Source organism: Flavobacterium sp. FlaQc-47 (assembly GCF_044006475.1).
Lineage (GTDB): Bacteria > Bacteroidota > Bacteroidia > Flavobacteriales > Flavobacteriaceae > Flavobacterium.
In genome coordinates this window covers 148,901-172,502 of sequence record NZ_JBIPCQ010000001.1, presented here as the reverse complement: position 1 = coordinate 172,502, position 23,602 = coordinate 148,901, and the positions used below count along the sequence as shown (strand labels likewise).

Below are 23,602 nucleotides of genomic sequence, written 5' to 3'. Positions count from 1 at the left end.
GATTCTTAAATACCACAAAATGAATAAATTTATCACACTTACTTTCTTATTATTTTCCTCAACATTAATTTTTAGTCAAGCCAATACATCAAAAACTACAGCAACCAGCAAACCTTTTGTATTAGGCGTAATTGATGAATTACAATCAAAAGAATTGGGTGAAAAAAGAATCCTGAACATTTATCTTCCGGAAGGCTATAAAACCGAAGATGCGACTAAATATCCGGTAATTTATTTATTAGACGGTTCGGCAGATGAAGATTTTATTCATATTGCGGGTTTGGTACAATTTAATAGTTTTGAATGGATCAATCAGGTTCCTAAATCTATCGTGGTAGGAATTGCAACGGTTGACCGAAGAAGGGATTTTACGTTTCCAACCACTATCGAAAAGGATCAGAAACGCTTTGCAACTTCCGGACATTCGGATAAATTTATTGCTTTTATCGAAAAAGAATTACAACCTTTTATTGATAAAAAATACAAAACAAACGATTCTAAAACGATTATAGGACAATCTTTAGGAGGATTATTAGAAACCGAAATTCTATTAAAAAAACCAACACTTTTTAATAAATATGTAATTGTGAGCCCTAGTATTTGGTGGAATAATGGTTCTATCTTAAATCAGGATAGTACTATTTTTCAGGAAAATTTCAATCAAAAAACCGAAATTTATATCGCTGTTGGTAAAGAAGGTCTTACGCCAACAGAAATTCCAAGAGTGATGGAAGTTGACGCCAATTTGTTAGCCGAAAAAATCAAAGCAACAAAAAGTAAAAATATTAAAGTGTATTTTGATTATTTACCTCAGGAAAATCATGGCACAATTTTGCATCCTGCAACTTCAAATTCTTTTAAGTTCTTTTATCCTATTCAGAATAAAGAATAAGCGAGCTTTTTAAATTATCAAAATAGTATTATAGAATTATGAACAGTAGAGACGAAAACAAATTAGACAATCCAACCTGGAATTCTTTGTCTGAAACTCATTCAGGATTTGCAATAGATTATAACGGAACCAAATTTTACAATCCCGATTATTGTCCGTTTGGAGGATTTGTAAAACCTGAAACTACCGTAGCTGCAATAAATGAATATGCTGCATTAGCACAAAGCTTTTTTATCGTGGGAGAAAAACCTGAAATTCCTGATTCTCTAAAAATTGCAAAGGAATTAGTTTGTCTTCAAATGATTATTTACGATAAAATCGACCAACCTATAACTACAGAAATCACTAAACTTACAGAGGAGCATAATACTGATTTATGTGATTTGGTCAATTTAGTTCAGCCGGGATATTTTAAAACTAAAACACCGTTATTGGGTGATTATTATGGCATTTTCATAAACAATCAGTTAGTGGCAATTACCGGTGAACGCATGAAAATGGACAATTTTACCGAAGTAAGCGCTATTGTAACTCATCCCGATCATACGGGAAAAGGATATGCCAAACAATTAATTACACATGTTGTCAATACTATTTTTAGTCAGAACAAAACGCCGTATTTGCATGTAGTCGAAAGTAATATTGGAGCAATTGGTTTGTATGAAAAGCTAGGTTTTGTGACCAGAAGAAAAATGAGCCTTTGGAATATTGCTAAAAATCAGTAAAATTATTCTACAACTTTAATCACCAAGTATATCGTTCCTATTTCTATGATAAAACCAACTCTTTTTTTCAGGAGCTAATCCCGCTATCCGTTTCAATCTTTTGTGGCGAACCCCGCCACAAAAGGATTTCCACTTTTATCGGGGCTAGGAAAATCATTTTTCATAACACTATTTCGTATAGTTTGTCATTCCTTGAAATAAAAATACTGAGTGAAAAACTCTAAAATCAAAACTCTATACTCAAAATCAAAAAACTCTATCCAAGCCAGCCATCACGATCTAAACTTCTGTATTGAATAGCTTCGGCAATATGTTGAGAAATTACGGTTGGCGCAGCATCTAAATCGGCAATTGTTCTGGCTACTTTTAGGATTCTGTCATAAGCTCGCGCCGAAAGATTCAATCGTTCCATTGCCATTTTTAATAATTCTTTTGACTGATCATCCAGCGCGCAATATTCCCGGATCAATTTACTGCTCATTTGCGCGTTATAATGTATGTTTTCCATCTCTTCAAATCTTGCGGTCTGAATTTCACGCGCTGCTGTAACCCGCTTTCTGATTTCGACGCTGCTTTCGGCTTTTCGATCGTCTGATAATTTCTCGAAAGGAACCGGCGTAACTTCAATATGAATATCGATTCTATCTAATAAAGGTCCTGAAATCTTACTTAAATAACGCTGCATTTCGTGCGGAGAAGAAGTATTTGGCATACTGGGATCATTAAAAAAACCACTGGGACTTGGGTTCATACTTGCCACTAACATAAATGACGACGGATAAGTTACGGTAAATTTAGCTCGGGAAATAGTAACTTCGCGATCTTCAAGCGGCTGACGCATTACTTCTAAAACATCACGCTTGAATTCCGGCAATTCGTCCAGAAATAAAACGCCATTATGCGCCATTGAAATTTCACCGGGCTGTGGATAACTTCCTCCGCCAACGAGCGCAACATTTGAAATCGTGTGATGCGGACTACGAAACGGACGCTGATTCATTAATCCGACTTCTTTTAATTTTCCTGCAACGCTATGAATTTTAGTTGTTTCTAATGCTTCTCGCAAAGTCATTGGCGGTAAAATACTGGGCAATCGTTTGGCAAGCATGGTTTTTCCCGCTCCCGGCGGACCTATTAAAATAATATTGTGACCACCGGCAGCGGCGATTTCCATACAGCGTTTTATACTTTCCTGTCCGCGGACATCCGAGAAATCGAATTCGGGAAAATCCAGTGTTTTATAAAACTCGGCTCTGGTATCAATAATGGTAGGTACAAGAGTTCCTTTTCCGGCAAAAAAATCAATTACTTCCTGAACATTTTCGACTCCGTAAACATCTAATCCTGCTACAATAGCGGCTTCTTTTACATTTTGAATAGGAAGAAAAAAACCTTTATAACCTTCCTCCTTTGCTTTTATGGCGATGGGCAATGCGCCACGAATAGGTTGTAAACTTCCGTCAAGCGAAAGTTCACCCATAATAATATAATCCTCGATATTAGGCGCTTTTATCTGATCTGAACCTACTAAAATTCCCATTGCAAGAGGCAAATCATAGGCAGAACCTTCCTTTCGCAAATCGGCGGGCGCCATATTTATGGTAATTCTTTTTCCGGGCAAACTTAATCCGTTGTTTTTCAAGGCTGCCGCAATCCGGAAACTGCTTTCTTTTATCGCACTATCCGGCAATCCAACTAAATGATAACCAATTCCTTTATCCATATGAACTTCTACAGTAATTGTAGTAGCTTCAACTCCAAAAACAGCACTTCCGTAAACTTTTACTAACATATCTAATCATTATTGAAAAAAGTAAAAGTATCTAATTAATATGTAAAAATTGTTTATTTTGTAAATATTTTATTACAATAAAAAAAGTTGAAAATTGCCGTTAATAATGATTTAATATTTTTTATACCCAATGCTGATTACAATTTAATTGCTATATTCGTTTTTTAAACATAAGCCTTTTATAAAAACGAACACCAAAAAAATGTCATTTTTAAGAAACCTTTTCGGAAAAAATAAAGCTGAACAGAAAGTTGAACAGGAAGTTGAGCAAACGGCAAAACAGCAAGAGGAAGAAGAAATATCAGATGAAATAAAATTATCATGGATAGAAGCAGCCGAAAATCCATGGGGACGAAGGATTTTAGATCTAAGACCTTTTACACTAACCATGATTTCTACCTCTCAAAATCAAAAAATGGCTGTGAATGCAATTTCTTACAGTGGTGAAAACGGTACTTCTTTTTTTGGACAAAGACCTGTAAATGAAAAAACAATCACTGCAAATATTTCATTTAAAACAGATAAAATTCTTTATCCCGGAGTTTTATTTTCGCCCAACACAATGGAGCATAAATGGGCAGTTTATTTTGATGGAGAATTTCTGATTTTTGTTCGCAGTTGGTTACGGGAAGTTTTAGTGGTTGCAAAAACAACTCAAAAAGAAAATGAACTTATAGTAGAAACCATTACGGGAGAATTTACGGAAGATGAAAGCCCTGAATTTACAAAAGCCATCCTTAACTTTATTTTAATCAGCCATTCGATTGACGAGATAGTTCCTGCACTTTTACCACTTGAACTAGAAAATGATACAAAAAGTGCCAGTTATTGGGCATTTTCAACTTATGGAAATATGGCTCAGTTAGGTGTATTTGATGATCAATTTTTACCCGTTGCAAATTCGCCGTTGCGATCGCATTCATTGCTTCACATTGCAGTTGCTCAGGGAGATTTACAAGAAATTGAGAACCAATATAAAAAAGGAGTAAATTTAAATGCTTTAGCAGGAGATGGCTTAGCTCCTTTGCATTGGTCAATGGCAGCAGAAAGTATCGAATCTATGGCAAAATTACTTGAATTAGGAGCTGATCCAAATGCACGAACACATCAAGGTGCAACACCTGTAATGAATGCGGTGCAATCTAACAAAATCGAAAAATTAAATTTACTTATAAAATCAGGCGGCTTGATAAATCTACAAGACCACAGAGGATTTACGGCATTACATCGAGCTTGCGAAATGGGGCATATTGATGTTGTAAAAATTCTGCTTGAAAATGATGCCGATAAATCAATTTCTGCAGAAGGCCACACTGCACTTTCTCTCGCGATTTTAACGAATCAGAATGAAATAGCTGAATTACTTAATTAACTCCAATATTTATTTCTAAATCGGATTAAGAAAAACTTAATCCGATTTGATTTTTTATATCCTCCACCATCTTACTCAAATCCAGACTATTTTTGTGGGACCAAAGCTGACTTTCTATTTGATTGTTTCTAATGCAATTATGACATTCGATCGCTTCATGCGTATATCCTTTTCCCAAATTGGGTAAACTGAAATTGTCTTCTTTTTGTTCTTTGAAAATAGAATATCCATCAGCAATATACCAAGGAGAATTAAGCTCAAGATGCCCTTTTGTGCCGCTTACAGTGGCTTTCATATCAGATTCTGAAGCTATGGAAGCATGTAAAACTGCCTGCGCATTTTCATATTGTAAAATCATAGAAGTCTGAAGATCGATTCCGTTTTTATGATAAATTGATTTTGCGATTATTTCTTTCGGAATTCCGAGCATAATATAGGAGAGAAATAAAGGATAAACTCCGATATCAAATAAAGCGCCTCCGCCCAATTTTTTATCAAAAAGCCTTCCTCCTTCTGTTTCATTCGCATAAAAAGCGAAATCGGCATTGACATATTTTATATCGCCAATAATTCCCTGATTTACTTTAGACAAAACGTCCTGAATTGACGGAATAAATCGGGTCCAGAAAGCTTCCATAAAAAATTTATTATTCTTTTTTGAAGCATCTATCATTCTAACAGCATCTTTATAAGACAGTGCAAGTGGTTTTTCGCATAAAACATTTTTGCCATGTTCTAAAGCTTTTATCGATAATTCGGCGTGTGAATCATGTGGTGTCGCTATGTAAATAATATCAACCAGATCGTTGTTAAATAGAGCGTCATATGAATTATATGCATGTGGGCAATTGTATTTTTGGGCAAATTCAATTGCTTTATCATGGTCTCTTGAAGCAACTGCAAAAATTTCCGCCTCTTCTAAAAGTAATAAGTCTGCAGCAAATTGATTGGCAATATTTCCCAACCCAATAATTCCCCATTTTATCTTATTGTTATTTTCCATCCTATTCTGTAAGTACTATTTATCAAGGGTTTAATTAAAATTTTATCCAAATAAAGAAAAAACATTTTACTAAATAAATTTTAGATAACATATATTTCATATTTTTAGCAACAAAATTGCAAATAAACTATGAAAAAAGCCCTACTCCTACTCTTTTTGAGTGTATTTTTAACAAAAACATACGCTCAGGAATACTTCCCTATTAATGAAAGTGTGCAAAACAAAAGCAAGAACTACACTGTTTTTACCAATGCCACAATTTATGTTACCCCAACTCAAAAAATCGAAAAAGGAACTTTATTAATCCAGGATGGTAAAGTTATCGCTGTTGGAAATAACATTACAATTCCTAAAAACAGCATCGCTATCGATCTTGCAGGCAAAACAATTTATCCTTCATTCATTGATATTTATACTAGCTTTGGAGTTGAAAAACCAAAGAGTAACCTTGGTCGCGGACGTGATCGCAACCCTTTATACGACACAAAAAGAGTGGGTTATTACTGGAACGAAAGCATTCGCTCTGAAGTAAACACTTTTGAATCTTTTAAATACGATCAGCCTAAAGCCGAAGAATTATTAAAAGCCGGTTTTGGAGTTGTTGGTACGCATATTCCTGACGGAGTTGCTCAGGGAACCGGAATTCTAGTTGCCTTGAACAATACAGAAAACAGCAAACAAATTATTGCCAATAAAGTAACCAATCACTTTGCGTTTACAAAAAGTGCTTTAACCAATCAGGCATATCCAAGTTCCTTAATGGGTATGATGGCTCTACTACGTCAAATGTATTTAGACTTAGACTGGTATAAAAAAGGAAACTCTGAAACTAAAGATTTATCGTTAGAAGCTTTGGCAGAAAACGAAAAATTAGTTCAGATTTTTGCTTCAGAAGACAAATTAAACAGCTTAAGAGCAGCTAAAATTGCTAAAGAATTTGGTTTAAACTATATCCTGAAAGGAAGCGGAAATGAATTTGAAAGAATTGAAGAAATCAAAGGCACAAACGCTAAATATATTATTCCGATAAGTTTTCCTGAAGCTTATGATGTTTCAAATCCTTATTTATCCAATCAAATCGAATTGGCTGATATGCGTTTCTGGAACCAGGCACCTACGAACCTAAAAGTGCTTTCAGACAACGGAATTGTTTTTGCTTTGACGACAGACAAATTAAAAAAGACCGAGGATTTTAAACCTAATTTATTGAAAGCGATAAAATTAGGTTTTGATAAAACTAAAGCTTTAGAAGCTTTAACGACAATTCCTGCTGCTATTCTTGGAAAAAGTAATGAAGTTGGAAGCTTAAAAACAGGAAGTTACGCGAATTTTGTCATTACATCCGGCGAAATATTTGACGAGAAAACGGTTTTATACGAAAACTGGGTTCAGGGAACTAAATATGTCGTAAATGATATTAATGGAAAAGATATTCGTGGAAACTACAATTTAACAGTTGGAAAAGATACGTATAAATGGAAAATTGACGGAACTGCCGATGCTCCAAAATCTGAGGTTACTACCGCTGATGCAAAAAAATTAAAAACAACTTTTACTTTTTCTAAAAACTGGATTTCACTTTTAATCAAACCTGCTGATACTATTAAATCTAATTATTCTCGTTTAACAGGATTTGTTGAAAAACCGGAAAGTTTATCCGGTAAAGCAGTATTATCAAACGGTGATGAATTAGTTTGGAACGCTGTAAGAACCAGTGAATTTGTTGCAGTTAAAGATACATCTAAAGTAGAAAAACCAAATCCAATTATCCCAACAAAATATCCTAACGTTGCTTTTGGTGATTCTAAAAAACTAACGGCGCAAACTTTATTGTTTAAAAATGCTACAGTTTGGACAAACGAAAAAGAAGGTGTTTTGACTGAAACTGATGTTTTGATCAAAAACGGAAAAATTGCCGCTGTTGGTAAAAATTTATCTGATGCGTCGGCAACTGTTATTGATGCAAAAGGCAAACATATCACTAGCGGAATTATCGATGAACACTCGCATATTGCTATTTCTAAAGGTGTAAACGAAATGGGGCATAACTCTACTGCCGAAGTTACAATTCAGGATGTTGTAAACTCTGAAGACATTAATATTTACAGGGATTTAGCCGGAGGAGTTACAATTTCTCAATTATTACACGGATCTGCCAACCCTATTGGTGGTCGCTCTGCGATTGTAAAATGGAAATGGGGTTCGTCTCCGGATGAAATGTTGTACAAAAACCAACCTAAGTTTATCAAATTTGCTTTGGGAGAAAATGTAAAACAAGCAAACTGGGGAATTGACAATCCTACTCGTTTCCCGCAAACCAGAATGGGTGTTGAACAGGTTTTTACCGATTATTTTCAACGTGCAAAAGAATACGACGAAAACTGGAAAAAATTCAACGCAGGTTCTAAAAAAGGAAAAGCGCCAAGAGTGGATTTAGATTTACAGACTATTGCCGAAATTATCAATAAGGAACGTTTTATTACCTGTCACTCTTATGTAGAATCTGAGATTTTAATGTTGATGAATGTTACTGAAAAATTCAATTTCAGGGTAAATACTTTCACTCACATTCTTGAAGGTTATAAGGTTGCTGATAAAATGAAAGAACACGGCGTTGGAGCTTCAACTTTCTCTGACTGGTGGGCGTATAAGTTTGAGGTAAATGATGCAATTCCGTTTAACGGACCAATTATGCATAACGCAGGATTGGTTGTAGCGTATAACTCTGATGATGCCGAAATGTCAAGAAGATTGAATCAGGAAGCAGCAAAAGCGGTGAAATACGGAAATATATCTGAAGAAGATGCCTGGAAATTCGTCACCCTGAATCCTGCAAAATTATTACATATTGATGATAAAGTAGGAAGCCTTAAAGTGGGTAAAGATGCTGATGTTGTACTTTGGAGCGATAATCCTTTATCTATTTATGCTAAAGCAGAAAAAACAATTATTGAAGGTGTTGTTTATTTTGATATCGAAAAAGATGCTGAAAAACAATTGGCAATCACTAAAGAAAGAAGTTTGCTGATTGGACAAATGCTACAGGAAAAAAACAAAGGCGCAGGAACGCAACAGCCAACCAGAAAAGAGAAAAAGGAATATCACTGTGATACTTTGGAACAATAATAATCGCTTTAGAAAATTCGTAAAGATAAAAACAGATAACATGATAAATAAACATATATATATAATGTTGCTCGCAGTTTGTACTTCAATACAAATAAAAGCGCAGCAAATACCGGCACCAAAACAAACCAAATCGGTTTTGATTTTGAATGCTACTGCACATTTAGGTAACGGAACCGTAATTCAAAACAGTGCAATTGGTTTTAAGGACGGAAAAATTACGCTTGTAGCAGATGCAACAATTATAAGACTGGCCGCAGATGCTTTTGACACTACTATTGATGCAAGCGGAAAACACGTTTATCCGGGATTTATTGTTCCTAATGCAACCTTAGGTTTAGTAGAAATTGATGCCGTAAAATCATCAGACGATCAGGAAGAAATTGGAAGTTTCAACCCAAATGTACGTAGTATTATTGCTTACAACTCTGAATCGAAAGTGGTAGAAACGGTTCGTCCAAATGGTGTTTTGATCGCTCAGATAACACCTCGCGGAGGCACAATTTCAGGAACATCATCTGTGGTACAATTAGATGCATGGAGCTGGAAAGATGCTATTTTAAAAGAAAATGACGGAATTCATCTTAATTTCCCCTCTAATTTTAAAAGATCGGGATCTTGGTTTGAACCCGGAGTTATTGAAGCAAACAAAGATTACCCTAAACAAGTAGAGGAAATAACTGCTTTTTTAGTGAACGCAAAAGCCTACAATCAAGCGGCTTCAAAAGACAGAAACGTAGTTCTTGAAGCTACAAAAGGACTTTTTGACGGAACTCAAACACTTTATATTCACGCAGATGAGGAAAAACAGATTGTAGATGCTATACAACTTGCGGTAGATAATCAGATTAAAAAAATTGTTATTGTAGGCGGATTTGAAGCGTACAAATCAGCTGATGTTTTGCAAAAGTATAATGTTGGTGTTTTTTTAAGACGTGTTCATGATATGCCAACAAGTGATGACGAAGATGTAAATTTACCTTACAAAATGGCTAAAATACTTACTGACAAAGGTATTGTTGTAGGTCTTGAAAACAGCGGAGATCACGAGCGTATGAGCGTTAGAAATCTTCCGTTTTTAGCGGGAACTTGTGCTGCTTTTGGCTTAGACAAGGAAAAAGCAGTACAGCTTATCACTTCAAATACAGCAAAATTATTAGGTATTGATGCTACTTGCGGTACATTAGAAACCGGTAAAGATGCTACTTTATTTATATCTGAAGGAGATGCGTTAGACATGCGAACAAACAAATTAACATCAGCTTTTATTCAGGGAAGAACAATTAATTTAGAAACTTTTCAAACGAAACTGAATGATAAATTCAAAGCAAAATTCAATCAGAAATAGTTAAAATATTTTTACCTAAAAAGGCATCATTTGAAATTTTCATCTGATGCCTTTTTATTTTAAATCAAAATCGTTTCGCTAACTTTTCTAATAATTCACACACAATTACTCTTAAAATTAGAATTATTATCCTGATTTTTTGTTAACAAAAGCTTCAAGCAGTCTACTTTTCAACTTTTTGATTAATAAATTACAAATTTTAAGTTGATTTTAACAAATACACGCAAAATATAGGGGATTAAATTTAAAAATTAACAAAAATTAAACATCTGACTCTATTTTTTATAGGGGTGTCGTTTCGTTTTATACTTTTATAAAAAATTTAAAACTAAATAACTATGCGAAAAATTATTTTAAGTGTGATTCTTATCACTATTTTGGTACTAACCTTTATCTCTAACTTTATCCTCACAGACAACCCGATTCCGGAGCAGGCTGTAAAGTTTGATACAGGAGATACAGCTTGGATGATCGTAGCCACTGCTTTTGTATTGCTTATGACACCGGGATTAGGATTTTTCTACGGAGGAATGGTAGGTAAGAAAAACGTTATTAGTACCATGCTTCAAAGTTTTATGGCAATGGTAATTGTTACTATTTTATGGGTTGTTGTTGCATTTGGATTGGCTTTTGGACCTACTATTGGAGGAATCATTGGAAACCCGCTTCCTAATTTATTCTTTCAGGGCGTTGGTACCAATACTGCCTGGAGTCTTGCCCCAACTATTCCGTTTATGTTATTCGCGTTATTTCAAGCAAAATTTGCCATCATTACACCGGCATTAATTACTGGTGCATTTGCAGAACGTGTACGTTTCTGGGCTTATTTATTATTCATGGTTTTATTTATCTTAATTATATATGCACCATTGGCTCACATGACGTGGCATCCTGATGGAGTTTTCTTTAAAATGGGAGTACTAGACTTCGCCGGAGGAACTGTAGTTCACATGAGCGCAGGTTGGGCTGCATTAGCCGGAGCAATGTTCTTAGGGAAAAGAAAAATTCAAAAAGTGAACCCTGCCAGAATTACTTATGTATTATTAGGTACAGGTTTATTATGGTTTGGATGGTTTGGTTTCAACGCAGGTTCTGCTTTAGGATCTAACGGATTAGCAGTTCAGGCTTTAGGGACTACAACTGTTGCTGCTGCCTCTGCTGCTATGGCATGGGTTTTCCTTGACAAGATTATAGGACATAAATTATCTGCTCTTGGAGCTTGTATCGGAGCTGTTGTTGGACTTGTTGCCATTACTCCTGCTGCCGGTTTTGTAAGTATTCCTCACGCTATTTTCATTGGAGCTTTTGCTGCAATTGTAAGTAATCTTGTAGTGAGCAAATTCCCTAAAGGAAAAATTGATGATGCATTAGATGTTTTCGCTTGTCACGGTGTTGGTGGTATGGTTGGAATGCTATTAACTGGTGTTTTTGCTTCAAAAGCAATCAACCCGGCTGTTGGAGATAATCAAGGTTTGATTTTCGGAACTCCAACTTTATTCATCAACCAATTAACTGCTTTAGTAATCGTTTCTATCTTTGCTTTCGTAGGTTCATATATTTTATTTTATGTCGTAAATAAAATTACACCGCTAAGAGTTACTGAAGAAAAAGAAGAGTTAGGATTAGATATCTCTCAACACGGAGAATTTTTATAAAAAACAATACCAAAACCAATATAATAACCATAAAAAAGCACTCTGAGTCTGACTTAGAGTGCTTTTTTGCTTTTGACTACTTGTAGATTTTAGAATAGAGAGTAAAGATTGTAGATTATAGAAAATAGATGCAAGATTTTAGATGCAAGATGAAAGATGCAAGATTTTAGATAAAAGATTTTTGCTGAATGTGGATTACAGATTTTGGTAAATAAAAAAGCACTTCGGTTATATCACCAAAGTGCTTTTTTATTTAAATTAATTTAGACCTTATAATATAATTTAGATCACAGATTTTAGATTTCTATTATTCATTTTTATTCTCTTCTTTCTAAAATCTTGCTTCTTTCATCTTGCATCTATTCTCTTTACTATATCCTATTTACTGTTTATTCTAAAATCTTGCATCTTTCATCTTGCATCTAAAATCTTGCTTCTAAAATCTTGCATCAATCCTCTTTACTCTTTAAAATTCCCAATTCCTTCTTTCAGCCAATGCAAATATTCATCTGCGTTTACATAACTAATTGTTGGTTTTGAGCTATTTAAATTCTTGCCTTCTAAATCTGTAATAATGTATAAAGGCTGAGTATTAGTTTTGTATTTTGAGATCATGAAATCTGTCCATTTATCGCCAACCGTTATGATTTTATCTCCGGATTTGGTTACAAATTGTTCTTCTTTTGGCAATTCACGCTTATCATCAACATAAAGAGAAATTAAAACAACATCATTTTTTAAGATCGGTAAAATCGTTGGTTCAGACCAGACATTGTTTTCCATTTTTCTGCAATTCACACAAGCATATCCTGTAAAATCAAGCATAATAGGTTTGTTAATTGATTTTGCATAAGCTAATCCATCTTCATAATCATGGAAAACCATAATACCATGTGGACCTAATTCTGCTCCGTCCGGCAAACCTTTTATTGCTTCACCACTTACTCCGGAATTAGCAGAACCTCCTACCCCAAACGGACTTTCGCTATATTGTGGAGGTGGCGGGAAAGCACTGATTAATTTCAATGGCGCTCCCCAAAGTCCGGGAATTAAATACACTGTAAACACAAGCGTTAACAATCCTAAATACAATCTCCCTACAGAAATATGACTTAACGGACTATCATGTGGCAAAGATATTTTCCCGAATAAATACAAAGTCAATGCTGCAAAAATAGCAATCCAGATAGCGATAAAAACTTCTCTTTCTAATAAATGCAATTGCAGCACTAAATCAGCATTTGATAAAAATTTAAATGCTAAAGCCAACTCTAAAAATCCTAAAACAACTTTTACGGTATTCAGCCATCCGCCGGATTTTGGTAATGAATTTAACCAGCCCGGGAACATGGCAAACAACATAAATGGCAAAGCCAATGCTAATGAAAATCCTAACATTCCAATAATTGGAGCGATTCCTCCGTTTGAAGCTGCTTCAACTAATAAAGTTCCTACGATTGGTCCTGTACACGAAAATGATACAATCGCCAAAGCCAAAGCCATAAACAATATCCCGATTATTCCGCCTCTGTCAGCTTGTTGATCTACTTTATTTCCCCATGAATTTGGCAGCATAATTTCAAAAGCTCCCAAAAACGAAGTAGCAAAAATGATCAATATAATAAAGAAGATTAAGTTAAACCAAACATCTGTAGACAAAGCATTTAATGCATCTGCACCAAATATCTTAGTTACAATTAATCCTAAAATAACATAAATAGCAATAATAGAAAGTCCGTAAAAAATAGCATTTCTAATTCCTTTTGCCCTGCTTTTACTTTGTTTGGTAAAGAAACTTACCGTCATTGGTATCATTGGAAAAACACAAGGCGTTAGCAATGCTGCAAATCCCGAAATAAAAGCGATAAAAAATATTGACCATAAACTTCTTGCAGGAGCAGGTTTCTGAACTTCATCTACAACTTCTGCCGTAGCATTATCTATTTTTTTTAATTTTAATTCCGGAGCAACTACTTCTGATGCAGTATCAACCGCTAACCCAACTACTTTAGTTTCATCGTTTGTAGCTGCTGTTATACTTGGAACCGCATCCATTTTAAACGTTGACGGAACTGATATTGAGAATTTTTTACTTGAATTGATACAAACTTCTTTACAAACCTGAAAATCAAAATCAACATCAACCGTTTTTAAATTTGGGTTAATAATTGTGATTTCCTGCTCTATATGTGCTTTACCTTCAAAAAAAGTTTCGTTTACGCCAAATATATCATTAAAAGCTGTTCTGGTTTTTCCTTCCTTAGCTTTTCCTACTAATGTATAATTGCCTTTTTGATTTTTAAACACGATTTCCAGCGCAAGTGGTCCGCCGTCTGGCGTAAACTGGGAATACATATGCCAGTCTTTTTCAATAGTTCCGTCAAAAATTAAAACAGCATTATTTCCTGATTTCTTTTCAATTTTAGAAGTCCACTTTACCGGTTCCAGGATTTGAGCATTTCCTTTTGCAAAAGCAAACAGAAAAAACAGCAAAAACACAACGGTTTTATTCCAGATGCTTTTCGACATTATCGTTTGATGGTATTGATTAAAGTTCATTATTGTAATTCTATTTTAAGTATTTTATTTGTGGTATTTTCTATTTTGAAACGATCATCTTGTCGGATTCCAATAACCCATACAATTTGATTATCTGAACATAAAATCCATGTTTTTTCTTTTTCGATCAGGGATAACTTCTCATCTTTAAAAAGTTTACTCACTTTTTTAGACTTTCCGTTCATTCCAAAAGGGTGAAAAACATCTCCCTCATTCCATTTACGTAAAATCAATGGAAATTGGATTTTTTCAGCGTCCACAAAGATAGCTTTATTTGAATCTATTGTAATGTCGTCAACTTGACAAAGCTTCAAATTTAAGGGAAAATTAACTTCTTTATCACTTTCATTAATTTCAAATTCTTCCTTTTCTTCTATTTCAGAAAGTGGACTTAAAATCAATGTATTTCTATTTTTTAATAGTCGAAATTCTGCCGAAAGTACTTGTTTGCCGGACTGACTTTCTACTAAATCATAAATATCATTCCACGCTAAAAAGCCAAATTCATTCAGCCATTGGTACAAATACGATTTATAGTTGGGTAATTTTTTAAGCTGATTTAAATCGAAATGAATATCATCGCCTTCTTCTTTTGCAACCTGCTGATAAATCATAATCGAAGCATCTTCAACCATTTCATGTGATTCCTGCAGATATGATTGGGTTTTCTGAAAAGCATTCAAAAAATTTGGATTGATTTCTTTCAGCATTGGAACTAAATCATGACGAATTTTATTTCTCAGGTATTTATTGGATGCATTACTGCTGTCTTCCCTCCATTCGATAGTATTATCTTCAGCATATTTCAGAATTTCATCTCTCGAAAAAGGTAAAAGCGGACGAATAATTCGGTCGTTTTGTTCCGGAATCCCCGTTAATCCTTCTAAACCGGTTCCACGTGTTAAATTGATAATAAAGGTTTCGAGATTATCATCGGCATGATGCGCGGTTAAGATATAATCGAAATTTTCTTTTTCAAGAAGTTCATAAAACCAGCTGTAACGCAATTCACGTGCTGCAACTTGCGTAGATAATTTGTAATCTTTTGCAAATGCCTCGGTATCAAACTGTGTGGTATAAATAGAAATATTATTTTGATCGCAATAATCCTGAATGAAACTTTGATCGCCAAAACTTTCTAATCCGCGAAGTTGAAAATTACAATGCAAAACCGCAATTTCATAAGGCAATTGGTTCATCAAATGCAATAAAACCATGCTATCTAATCCTCCGCTAACAGCCAGAAATAGTTTTTTTTGTTCCAAAAATGGAAATCTTGAAACGATGTGATTTTTAAATTTTGAAAACATTTGATAAAAGTAAAAAATTAAATTTGATCTATTTTTAAATGAAATGTTAAGCGTGATTTATTTGCCACGAATTACACGAATTATTTTTTCTCGCAGATTTAAAAGATTTTAGCAGATACACGCAAATGAATTTTAATAAAAATCTATTCAAATCTGCTTAATCTGCCAGATCTGCGTGAAACAAAATTATTTTAATCCTTTATTCCGATAGCTATCGGTTGCGGCTTTATTTTTTTTGCCACGAATTTGCGCGAATTTGTTCTCGCAGATTCTGCAGATGAAGCAGATTTTTTTATGTCTTTAACTTAGATTTAAAAAAATTAAAGCAGATACACGCAGATGAATTTTAATAAAAATATATTTAAATCTGCTTAATCTGCCAGATCTGCGTGAAACAAAATTATTTTAATCATTTATCCCGATAGCTATCGGTTGCGGATTTATTTTTTTTACCACAAATTACACAAATTACCGCGAATTATTCTTTCACGCAGATTTAAAAGATTTTAGCAGATAAACAAAGATGAATTTTAATAAAAATCTATTCAAATCTGCTTAATCTGCCAGATCTGCGTGAAACAAAATTATTTTAATCCTAAATTACTATATATTTAACTATGAAGTTGCCAAATAAAAATTCGCGTTAATTCGTGAAATTCGTGGCCAACTTTTTTAAAACTTATTGCAAAACCTCATGCATCGCCTTTGCTTTTAACAAACATTCTTCGTATTCGTTTTCAGGGATTGATTGCGCTGTGATAGCACTTCCTACTGAAAATGAAACATATTTATTTTCCTGATTGTACAAAATACTCCTGATTACGACATTGAAATCAAAATCGCCTTCGGGAGTAAAATAACCAATTGATCCGCTGTATAAACCGCGTTTGGTTTCTTCAAGATTTTCGATGATTTTCATAACCGAAATCTTTGGAGCTCCTGTCATACTTCCCATTGGAAAAGTTGTTTTTAAAACGTCGATTGGCGAATATTGAGGATCTAATTTTGAAGTTATCGTCGAAATCATCTGGTGAACCTGCAAAAACGAATAGATTTTACAAAGCTCAACAACCTCAACCGAACCTTTTTGCGCAGTGTGCGACAAATCATTTCGAACTAAATCGGTTATCATGATATTTTCGGCGCGTTCTTTGGAATCTGATTCGAGAAATTGTTTTGATTTTTCGTCTTCAACCGGATCTGAAAATCGCTTGGATGTTCCTTTTATCGGTTGTGAAATCAGGGTTTCGCCTACTCTTTTTAAATATCTTTCCGGAGATGCCGAAAGTAAAAAATGTTTATGATTTTTAAAGAAAACTGAAAACGGAGCTTTCGAAATTTCATTTAGTTTCTGAAATTTTTCTAACGGATTTATAATCGCATTTTCTGCATAAAATTCCATACAAAAATTCGCCTCATACATATCACCTACGTGAATATGATTTAGCATTTTTGTTACTTTTTCTATGTAAAATTCTTTTGAAATACGCTGTTCGATATCTAAAGACTTCTCACTTTTAGCTTCTAACTTTTGACTTTTAACTATTTCCTCAAAATCATCTTCGACCTCATCATCACAAAGGAATAAATATTGAATTTCAAGTTGATTTTCTTTTAGTAGGAAGATTTTTTTGGGTTGAAAGAAAAATAAATCCGGAAAATCCAAACCATCAAAATTAGATGATTTTAATTGTTCGACATCGTTTTTTAAATCAAATGAAAGATAACCAAAGAGCCAGTCTTTAGTCGTTTGCTGATATTGTTTTAAATCCTCAAAAGCATTATGAAAATCAGTTTTTAAAGACGTAAAAGCGTCCACAGCTAACAAGCAATCAAAACTGGAATATTCTTGCGGATAGGAATTACTATCCAAAAAAACTATTTCGCGAAATTGTTGCGACCAGTTTAAAAGTTGTTGTTTAAAATGCTCCGGATTTGAAATATGTTTATGAATGGAAACTCTCAAAAAAGTATAATTTTTAGAATTCAAAATTACGACAAAAAAAATCCTTCGATAAAATAATACTAAAAAATTATTGGCACACTTTTTAGTATATCGAATTAACACTTCAGATTAAAACATCTTTTTAACAAAAAAAGATCTTTAATAAGAGTTCCAACTTTATTTATTAATCAAATTTTAAAACTTTTATGAAAACAATTGCAAAATTAGGCTTGACCGCCGTAGTAATTTCCACCTTATTATTTTCCTGTAAAAAAGCAGATGCAACTTCTTCTGCAGATGTAAGTGTAGAATCTTCAAGTAAAGAAGATCGAGCTGAAGCAGAATCATCGGGAGACAGTTATTCTGAAACCGAATCACAACAGCAAATACAAGCTGGTCAAATTACCGCGGGCGAATGGAATGATTTAAGCAATTGGGTATTCTGGGAATCATTAAATAATAATTCTGAATTTTCTGAAATGAGCGATCACTGGAAATACCAACTAAAAGACAGAGTTTCAGTAAATGTAAAATCAGATTCAGAAAATTTAGTTGATGTACCGGTTTCATTGATTAACGCTCAAAATGAAATCGTTTGGACGTCACGAACGAACAACAAAGGAAATGCAGAATTATGGCCGTATTTAAAAGGTGAAAATCAATCCAATCGCCAAAATTTAAAAATTAAAATTGGCAATCAGATCTTTAAAAATATCGAAAGTTTTGATGATAAAAAAGTCAATCGATTAGTGTTACAAAATTATGACACTAAAAATACCGAAAAGAAAATTGATATTGCTTTCATGGTCGATGCAACAGGTTCTATGGGAGATGAACTGGAATACCTGAAGGAAGAATTAACGGATGTGATTTCTAAAGTAAAAAATAAAAACCAAGGTGTCACAGTAAATATGGGCGCTGTTTTTTACAGAGATAAAGGCGAAGATTATGTAACAAAAACAGCTGATTTTTCCACGGATATTGATGATACCGTTGACTTTATAAAAGATCAGTCCGCTGAAGCGGGAGGTGATTTCCCTGAAGCTGTTGAAACTGCTTTAGATAAATCGATAAATGATCTGGAATGGTCTGAGGATGCTACTTCTAGAATTTTGTTTCTGGTTTTAGACGCACCACCACATTATGAAGATGATATTATCTCAGAAATTCACGATTTAATTGCAACAGCAAGTAAAAAAGGAATCAGGATTATTCCAATTACAGCAAGCGGAATTGATAAGGAAACGGAATTTTTAATGCGTTATATGGCAATTGCTACTAATGGAACCTACGTTTTTATAACAAACGACAGCGGGATTGGTAACGATCATATTGCAGCATCAGTAGGAAATTATCAGGTTGAACATTTAAATAAATTAATGGTACGACTTATAAATGAAAGCATAAAATAGCTTTTTTACCTCAAACACAAACATCACATATAAACAGATTAACTGTTAATAAAATAGCAATTTCATAATAAAAAATTCATTATATTTGATATACCATTGTAGTAATCCTAAAACAGGATTGTAAAGATTGTAAAATTCTCAAAAGATCAGCTTACAAAAATTGATTTTCCTTTTTATTAGAGAATTCAGCTTATAACGATTTCAATAAATAAACTATACTTTTTTAACCTATCTAAAATTTAAGTATTATGAAAATTGCTACTATTATTGTTCGTGTTTTAATTGGTCTTTTACTACTTTTTGCTTCGATCAGTTATTTTTTTCATCTGATGCCGGAACAGGAAACTACCGGAAATTTCAAAGCTTTTAATGTTGGTTTAATGGCTTCAACTTATTTGATTCCTTTGGCAAAATCAATAGAATTGCTTTGCGGAATTGCATTTGTAACGGGACGTTATGTTACATTAGCGAATATTTTAATTTTACCTATTACAGTAAACATCTTATTTATCAATTATTTTCTGGCTCCGCAAGGTTTGCCTATCGCTGCTTTATTGTTTCTGGCTAACTTGTTTTTGATTTACAGATATTGGGGTAATTACAGAAGTGTTTTCACGAGATAATTTATTGACTTATAAAATACAAACCCGATACTTCAAAAAAGTATCGGGTTTCTTAGTTAATAAAAATTCAACGTTTACGATTTTTATTAATTTGCTTTATCATGTTTTACCCAAACGAGGTCAGAAGTATCATATCCTATTTCCTGCGCTTTTCTAAGATAATCCAGTTTGATATTTTCAGGTATTGAAGTTTCTCTGGAAAGGATCCAAAGATATTTTAAGCTTTCGCCGGCAACAAGTGCATATTTATAGTCTGAATCAATTGCAATTACATTATATCCGGCATAAAATGGTCCAAAAAAGGAGACTTTCAACATTCCAATTTTATCTGATTTCACAAATTTAGCTTTACCAATACTTTGCTCCCATTTTTCTTTTTTAACGTCATAACCTTTGTTATCGACTTTTATGGTTCCGTTATCGTTTAGTGAATATTCGGCCGTGACGTTATTCAATCCTTTTTCGTATTTAAAATCCAGCCTGGCGATTTCGTACCATTTTCCTAAATATTTTGATTTGTCAAAATTTGTAACTGCTTTTACATTATCGGGAATGGTTGAACCACAGGAATAAAGTGCTAATGCAATTCCTGCTCCAATAAGAACTGGAGCTATATATCTATTTTTCATAATCTTAAGTTTTATGTCGGTAAAGATAACTCCAGATTAAAATAATTATTTTACAGAATTAAATTTGCTTTTTACATTTTTATAAATCTGAAAACAAACACTTTATAAATCAAAAACCGCTGAAAAATAAATTTCAACGGTTTTATAAAAATATAATTTTACGTAGATTATACGTGTATTGCTCTATTATCTGTAGCGGCTAATGCGGCTTCTTTTACTGCTTCTGCAAAAGTTGGGTGCGCATGGCTCATTCTTGAGATATCTTCAGCCGAAGCTTTGAATTCCATTGCTGTAACTGCTTCTGCAATTAAATCAGCTGTACGCGCTCCAATCATGTGAACTCCTAGAACCTCATCAGTTTTTGCGTCAGCGATGATTTTTACGAATCCGTCTAAATCTCCACTTGCTCTTGCACGGCCTAAAGCTTTAAAAGGAAAACTTCCTACTTTGTACTCAGTTCCTGAAGCTTTTACCTGCTCTTCCGTTTGTCCAACTGCAGCAACTTCCGGCCAAGTGTAAACCACACCAGGAATCAAATTATAATCAATATGCGGTTTTTGTCCTGCAAGGATTTCGGCAACCATAGTTCCTTCTTCTTCTGCTTTGTGTGCCAACATTGCTCCACGAACAACATCACCAATTGCATAAATATTAGGAACGTTAGTTTGTAAATGGTCGTTTACTTCAACTTGTCCTCTGTCTGAAATTTTAACTCCTGCTTTATCAGCGTTTAATCCGTCTGTATAAGGGCGACGACCAACAGAAACTAATGAGTAATCACCTTCAAGAGTGATTGTTTCTCCTTTTGCATTTTCAGCCTGAACAACTACAGCATCACCGTTTCTTTCTACTGATTTTACTTTATGAGAAACGTAGAATTTCATTCCTTGTTTTTTCAATACTTTAGTCAATTCTTTAGACAAAGAGGCATCCATTCCAGGAATAATTCTGTCCATGAATTCCACTACAGAAACCTGGGCTCCTAAACGTAAGTAAACTTGTCCAAGCTCAATCCCGATAACTCCACCACCAATAATTACCAGATGTTTTGGAACTTCTTTTAAAGCCAAAGCTTCTGTAGAAGTGATGATTCTTTCTTTATCTATTTTGATGAACGGTAAAGAAGATGGTTTTGAACCTGTAGCGATTACAGTATATTTTGCTTCAATAGTTTCAGATGTTCCGTCAGCTTTTGCAACTGCAATGTGCGTTGCGTCTACGAATGAACCTAAACCAGTGAAAACAGTAATTTTATTTTTATCCATTAAGTAGTTGATTCCACCTACGGTTTGATCTACAACGGCTTGTTTTCGCGCGATCATTTTCTCTAAATTGATTTTTACATCTCCGGAAACTTCGATTCCATGATCAGCAAAATGTGCAATTTCGGCATAATGATGAGAAGAAGATAATAATGCTTTTGATGGAATACAACCTACGTTAAGGCAGGTTCCGCCCAGAGAGTTATACTTTTCTACAATGGCTGTTTTGAAACCTAATTGTGCGCAACGAATTGCTGATACATATCCGCCCGGTCCTGAACCTATAATGACTACGTCAAATGAACTCATAGTTTGTTAATTTTATTTTTAGCGATACAAAATTAAGGAATAAAGTTTTGTTTAATGTTTAAATGGCAATGTTTTTTGTGTGAAATTTATAGAGAGGGTTTAACCGCAAAGGGCGCTAAGATTTACGCAAGGTTCGCTAAGACTTTGTTTTTTTTTAATCTCGCAAAGTCGCGAAGTCGCAAAGTTTTTTTTTAGCGAATGGTTTTATCGTTCTGTTTGTCATTTCGAGGAACGAGAAATCCTCGCGAGAAGCTCGACAAAGATTGGGTTCTCGTTGCGGAGTTACTTGCGAGGATTTCTACTTCGTCGAAATGACATAAAAATGAGAAAAAACCTTTGCCCCTTTGCTCCTCTGAACCTTTGCACCTAAAAATTAAGGTTTTCTTTGAGGATTTCTTGAAGTATGAAATACAGAATGAATAATAACATCTTTATCAAGGATTTCATAAATAATTACGAAAGGGAATTTTACCAATGTTAATTCGCGATAACATGGTTCCTTTTTTATTTCAAATAATTGTGGATTTGTCTTTAATACTTTTAGATAGATTTCAAATACGATAGAAATTACTTTCCTGAACCTTTACTTCTGCTTTCGTAAAATTCAATAGATTCGCAAAGTTTTTTTTTAGCGAATGGTTTTATCGTTCTGTTTGTCATTTCGAGGAACGAGAAATCCTCGCGAGAAGCTCGACAAAGATTGGGTTCTCGTTGCGGAGTTACTTGCGAGGATTTCTCCTTCGTCGAAATGACATAAAAATGAGAAAAAACCTTTGCCCCTTTGCTCCTCTGAACCTTTGCACCTAAAAATTATGGTTTTCTATGAGGATTTCTTGAAGTATGAAATACAGAATGAATAATAACATCTTTATCAAGGATTTCATAAATAATTACGAAAGGGAATTTTACCAATGTTAATTTGCGATAACATGGTTCCTTTTTTATTTCAAATAATTGTGGATTTGTCTTTAATACTTTTAGATAGATTTCAAATACGATAGAAATTGCTTTCCTAAACCTTTACTTCTGCTTTCGTAAAATTCAATAGATTCGTCAATTTCTTTTTCTGCTAATGGTAAAACTTTAAGATTAAAGACCATACTTGGCACTCAATCTCTGTTCAACTTCTTCCCAAGAACTCGTTTTATTTTCTCCTGAAATATATTTTTCTCTTTCTTCGGCAACCATATCATAATGAGAATCAGAAACAATTGATTTTTTTTCATCATTATTTATGGCATCAAAAACACTTTCTAAAATTTCTAATTTAGAATCATCTTCAGTGAATTTGCCAAAATCTTTTATGAGTTTAGGTCTTAATGCTATTGTTTCCATTTAACGTTATATTAAATTCAAATTTAAGATTTTTTTGTTTTGAAATGTGTTAAGATTACTTTCTTTTTTACTCGCAAAGTCGCAGAGCCGCAAAGTTTTTAAATTATAAGATTGAATAGCGTCCAGCTTTAGCCGGATGGAAATATTGTCAACCCGAAAGGGCTTAAGCCAAAATTTACTCATTTGGCTAAAGCCGGAGGCAACTCAAAAAAACTTTGCGACTTCGCGAGATTATTAACCGCTACAATAAAAACCTTTGAACCTTTGCCTCTATGAACCTTTGCAACTTAAAAAAAAGCTACAAT

16 protein-coding genes are annotated in these 23,602 nt (G+C 33.9%); 8 read left to right on the top strand and 8 right to left on the bottom strand.

Annotation, left to right across the window (positions count from 1 at the left end; genetic code table 11):
* Positions 1-19: 19 nt before the first annotated feature.
* Together ACHRVX_RS00535 and ACHRVX_RS00530 are read left to right on the top strand one after the other, a co-directional pair.
* The gene (locus ACHRVX_RS00535; protein WP_395327743.1) at positions 20-892 is read left to right on the top strand and encodes an alpha/beta hydrolase; all 873 of its coding nucleotides are present in this window, start codon (positions 20-22) and stop codon (positions 890-892) included.
* Positions 893-930: 38 nt separating this feature from the next.
* Positions 931-1,617, top strand: coding sequence for a GNAT family N-acetyltransferase (locus ACHRVX_RS00530; protein WP_395327740.1), 687 nt, complete (start codon positions 931-933; stop codon positions 1,615-1,617).
* 256 nt (positions 1,618-1,873) lie between these two features.
* Here the strand turns inward: ACHRVX_RS00530 and ACHRVX_RS00525 are convergent, their stop codons facing one another.
* Positions 1,874-3,409 carry a YifB family Mg chelatase-like AAA ATPase gene (locus ACHRVX_RS00525; RefSeq protein ID WP_395327737.1) on the bottom strand — a complete coding sequence of 512 codons (1,536 nt, stop codon included), beginning with the start codon at positions 3,407-3,409 and terminating at the stop codon, positions 1,874-1,876.
* Between the two features lie 202 nt (positions 3,410-3,611).
* Between ACHRVX_RS00525 and ACHRVX_RS00520 the strand changes: the two genes are divergently transcribed.
* Complete coding sequence (locus tag ACHRVX_RS00520) at positions 3,612-4,781, top strand: ankyrin repeat domain-containing protein (RefSeq protein WP_395327734.1); 1,170 nt, start codon at positions 3,612-3,614, stop codon at positions 4,779-4,781.
* 25 nt (positions 4,782-4,806) lie between these two features.
* Here ACHRVX_RS00520 and ACHRVX_RS00515 read toward each other — a convergent pair whose 3' ends face one another.
* Entirely contained in the window at positions 4,807-5,784 is a 978-nt protein-coding gene (locus tag ACHRVX_RS00515) for a Gfo/Idh/MocA family protein (RefSeq protein WP_395327731.1), read from the bottom strand.
* 129 nt (positions 5,785-5,913) lie between these two features.
* Between ACHRVX_RS00515 and ACHRVX_RS00510 the strand changes: the two genes are divergently transcribed.
* The 3 genes from ACHRVX_RS00510 (at position 5,914) to ACHRVX_RS00500 (ending at position 11,913) form a co-directional block, all read left to right on the top strand.
* Positions 5,914-8,910 carry an amidohydrolase family protein gene (locus ACHRVX_RS00510; protein ID WP_395327728.1) on the top strand — a complete coding sequence of 999 codons (2,997 nt, stop codon included), beginning with the start codon at positions 5,914-5,916 and terminating at the stop codon, positions 8,908-8,910.
* Positions 8,911-8,950: 40 nt separating this feature from the next.
* Positions 8,951-10,258 carry an amidohydrolase family protein gene (locus ACHRVX_RS00505; RefSeq protein WP_395327725.1) on the top strand — a complete coding sequence of 436 codons (1,308 nt, stop codon included), beginning with the start codon at positions 8,951-8,953 and terminating at the stop codon, positions 10,256-10,258.
* Positions 10,259-10,596: 338 nt separating this feature from the next.
* Entirely contained in the window at positions 10,597-11,913 is a 1,317-nt protein-coding gene (locus tag ACHRVX_RS00500) for an ammonium transporter (protein WP_395327721.1), read from the top strand.
* A 459-nt stretch (positions 11,914-12,372) separates the two neighbouring features.
* Here the strand turns inward: ACHRVX_RS00500 and ACHRVX_RS00495 are convergent, their stop codons facing one another.
* The 3 genes from ACHRVX_RS00495 to ACHRVX_RS00485 form a co-directional block, all read right to left on the bottom strand.
* Positions 12,373-14,472 carry a cytochrome c biogenesis protein CcdA gene (locus ACHRVX_RS00495; protein ID WP_395327718.1) on the bottom strand — a complete coding sequence of 700 codons (2,100 nt, stop codon included), beginning with the start codon at positions 14,470-14,472 and terminating at the stop codon, positions 12,373-12,375.
* Positions 14,472-15,782, bottom strand: coding sequence for a tRNA lysidine(34) synthetase TilS (tilS, locus tag ACHRVX_RS00490; protein ID WP_395327715.1), 1,311 nt, complete (start codon positions 15,780-15,782; stop codon positions 14,472-14,474). The genes ACHRVX_RS00495 and tilS overlap by 1 nt, the downstream gene beginning before the upstream one ends.
* Positions 15,783-16,461: 679 nt before the next feature.
* Positions 16,462-17,748, bottom strand: coding sequence for an anthranilate synthase component I family protein (locus ACHRVX_RS00485; RefSeq protein WP_395327712.1), 1,287 nt, complete (start codon positions 17,746-17,748; stop codon positions 16,462-16,464).
* 185 nt (positions 17,749-17,933) lie between these two features.
* On the opposite strand from ACHRVX_RS00485, the gene ACHRVX_RS00480 reads away from it, so the two are divergent.
* A complete protein-coding gene (locus tag ACHRVX_RS00480; RefSeq protein ID WP_395327710.1) occupies positions 17,934-19,139 on the top strand; it encodes a VWA domain-containing protein in 1,206 nt (401 codons plus the stop codon).
* Between the two features lie 248 nt (positions 19,140-19,387).
* Complete coding sequence (locus ACHRVX_RS00475; RefSeq protein WP_395327707.1) at positions 19,388-19,762, top strand: DoxX family membrane protein; 375 nt, start codon at positions 19,388-19,390, stop codon at positions 19,760-19,762.
* A gap of 86 nt (positions 19,763-19,848) precedes the next feature.
* Here the strand turns inward: ACHRVX_RS00475 and ACHRVX_RS00470 are convergent, their stop codons facing one another.
* From ACHRVX_RS00470 to ACHRVX_RS00460, 3 genes are all read right to left on the bottom strand, one after another.
* Positions 19,849-20,391 carry a lipocalin family protein gene (locus ACHRVX_RS00470; protein ID WP_395327705.1) on the bottom strand — a complete coding sequence of 181 codons (543 nt, stop codon included), beginning with the start codon at positions 20,389-20,391 and terminating at the stop codon, positions 19,849-19,851.
* A gap of 167 nt (positions 20,392-20,558) precedes the next feature.
* Complete coding sequence (gene lpdA / locus ACHRVX_RS00465; RefSeq protein WP_394776866.1) at positions 20,559-21,962, bottom strand: dihydrolipoyl dehydrogenase; 1,404 nt, start codon at positions 21,960-21,962, stop codon at positions 20,559-20,561.
* A 1,089-nt stretch (positions 21,963-23,051) separates the two neighbouring features.
* Positions 23,052-23,297, bottom strand: coding sequence for a hypothetical protein (locus tag ACHRVX_RS00460; protein ID WP_395327703.1), 246 nt, complete (start codon positions 23,295-23,297; stop codon positions 23,052-23,054).
* Positions 23,298-23,602: the final 305 nt, after the last annotated feature.

Excerpts from the sequence above, each read along its gene's own strand:
- ACHRVX_RS00480 (WP_395327710.1), top strand. The coding sequence starts at position 17,934 with ATGAAAACAATTGCAAAATTAGGCTTGACCGCCGTAGTAATTTCCACC.
- ACHRVX_RS00520 (WP_395327734.1), top strand. The coding sequence starts at position 3,612 with ATGTCATTTTTAAGAAACCTTTTCGGAAAAAATAAAGCTGAACAGAAA.
- ACHRVX_RS00505 (WP_395327725.1), top strand. The coding sequence starts at position 8,951 with ATGATAAATAAACATATATATATAATGTTGCTCGCAGTTTGTACTTCA.
- ACHRVX_RS00470 (WP_395327705.1), bottom strand. The coding sequence starts at position 20,391 with ATGAAAAATAGATATATAGCTCCAGTTCTTATTGGAGCAGGAATTGCA.
- ACHRVX_RS00530 (WP_395327740.1), top strand. The coding sequence starts at position 931 with ATGAACAGTAGAGACGAAAACAAATTAGACAATCCAACCTGGAATTCT.
- lpdA (WP_394776866.1), bottom strand. The coding sequence starts at position 21,962 with ATGAGTTCATTTGACGTAGTCATTATAGGTTCAGGACCGGGCGGATAT.
- ACHRVX_RS00475 (WP_395327707.1), top strand. The coding sequence starts at position 19,388 with ATGAAAATTGCTACTATTATTGTTCGTGTTTTAATTGGTCTTTTACTA.
- ACHRVX_RS00535 (WP_395327743.1), top strand. The coding sequence starts at position 20 with ATGAATAAATTTATCACACTTACTTTCTTATTATTTTCCTCAACATTA.
- ACHRVX_RS00510 (WP_395327728.1), top strand. The coding sequence starts at position 5,914 with ATGAAAAAAGCCCTACTCCTACTCTTTTTGAGTGTATTTTTAACAAAA.
- ACHRVX_RS00500 (WP_395327721.1), top strand. The coding sequence starts at position 10,597 with ATGCGAAAAATTATTTTAAGTGTGATTCTTATCACTATTTTGGTACTA.
- ACHRVX_RS00525 (WP_395327737.1), bottom strand. The coding sequence starts at position 3,409 with ATGTTAGTAAAAGTTTACGGAAGTGCTGTTTTTGGAGTTGAAGCTACT.
- tilS (WP_395327715.1), bottom strand. The coding sequence starts at position 15,782 with ATGTTTTCAAAATTTAAAAATCACATCGTTTCAAGATTTCCATTTTTG.
- ACHRVX_RS00460 (WP_395327703.1), bottom strand. The coding sequence starts at position 23,297 with ATGGAAACAATAGCATTAAGACCTAAACTCATAAAAGATTTTGGCAAA.
- ACHRVX_RS00495 (WP_395327718.1), bottom strand. The coding sequence starts at position 14,472 with ATGAACTTTAATCAATACCATCAAACGATAATGTCGAAAAGCATCTGG.
- ACHRVX_RS00515 (WP_395327731.1), bottom strand. The coding sequence starts at position 5,784 with ATGGAAAATAACAATAAGATAAAATGGGGAATTATTGGGTTGGGAAAT.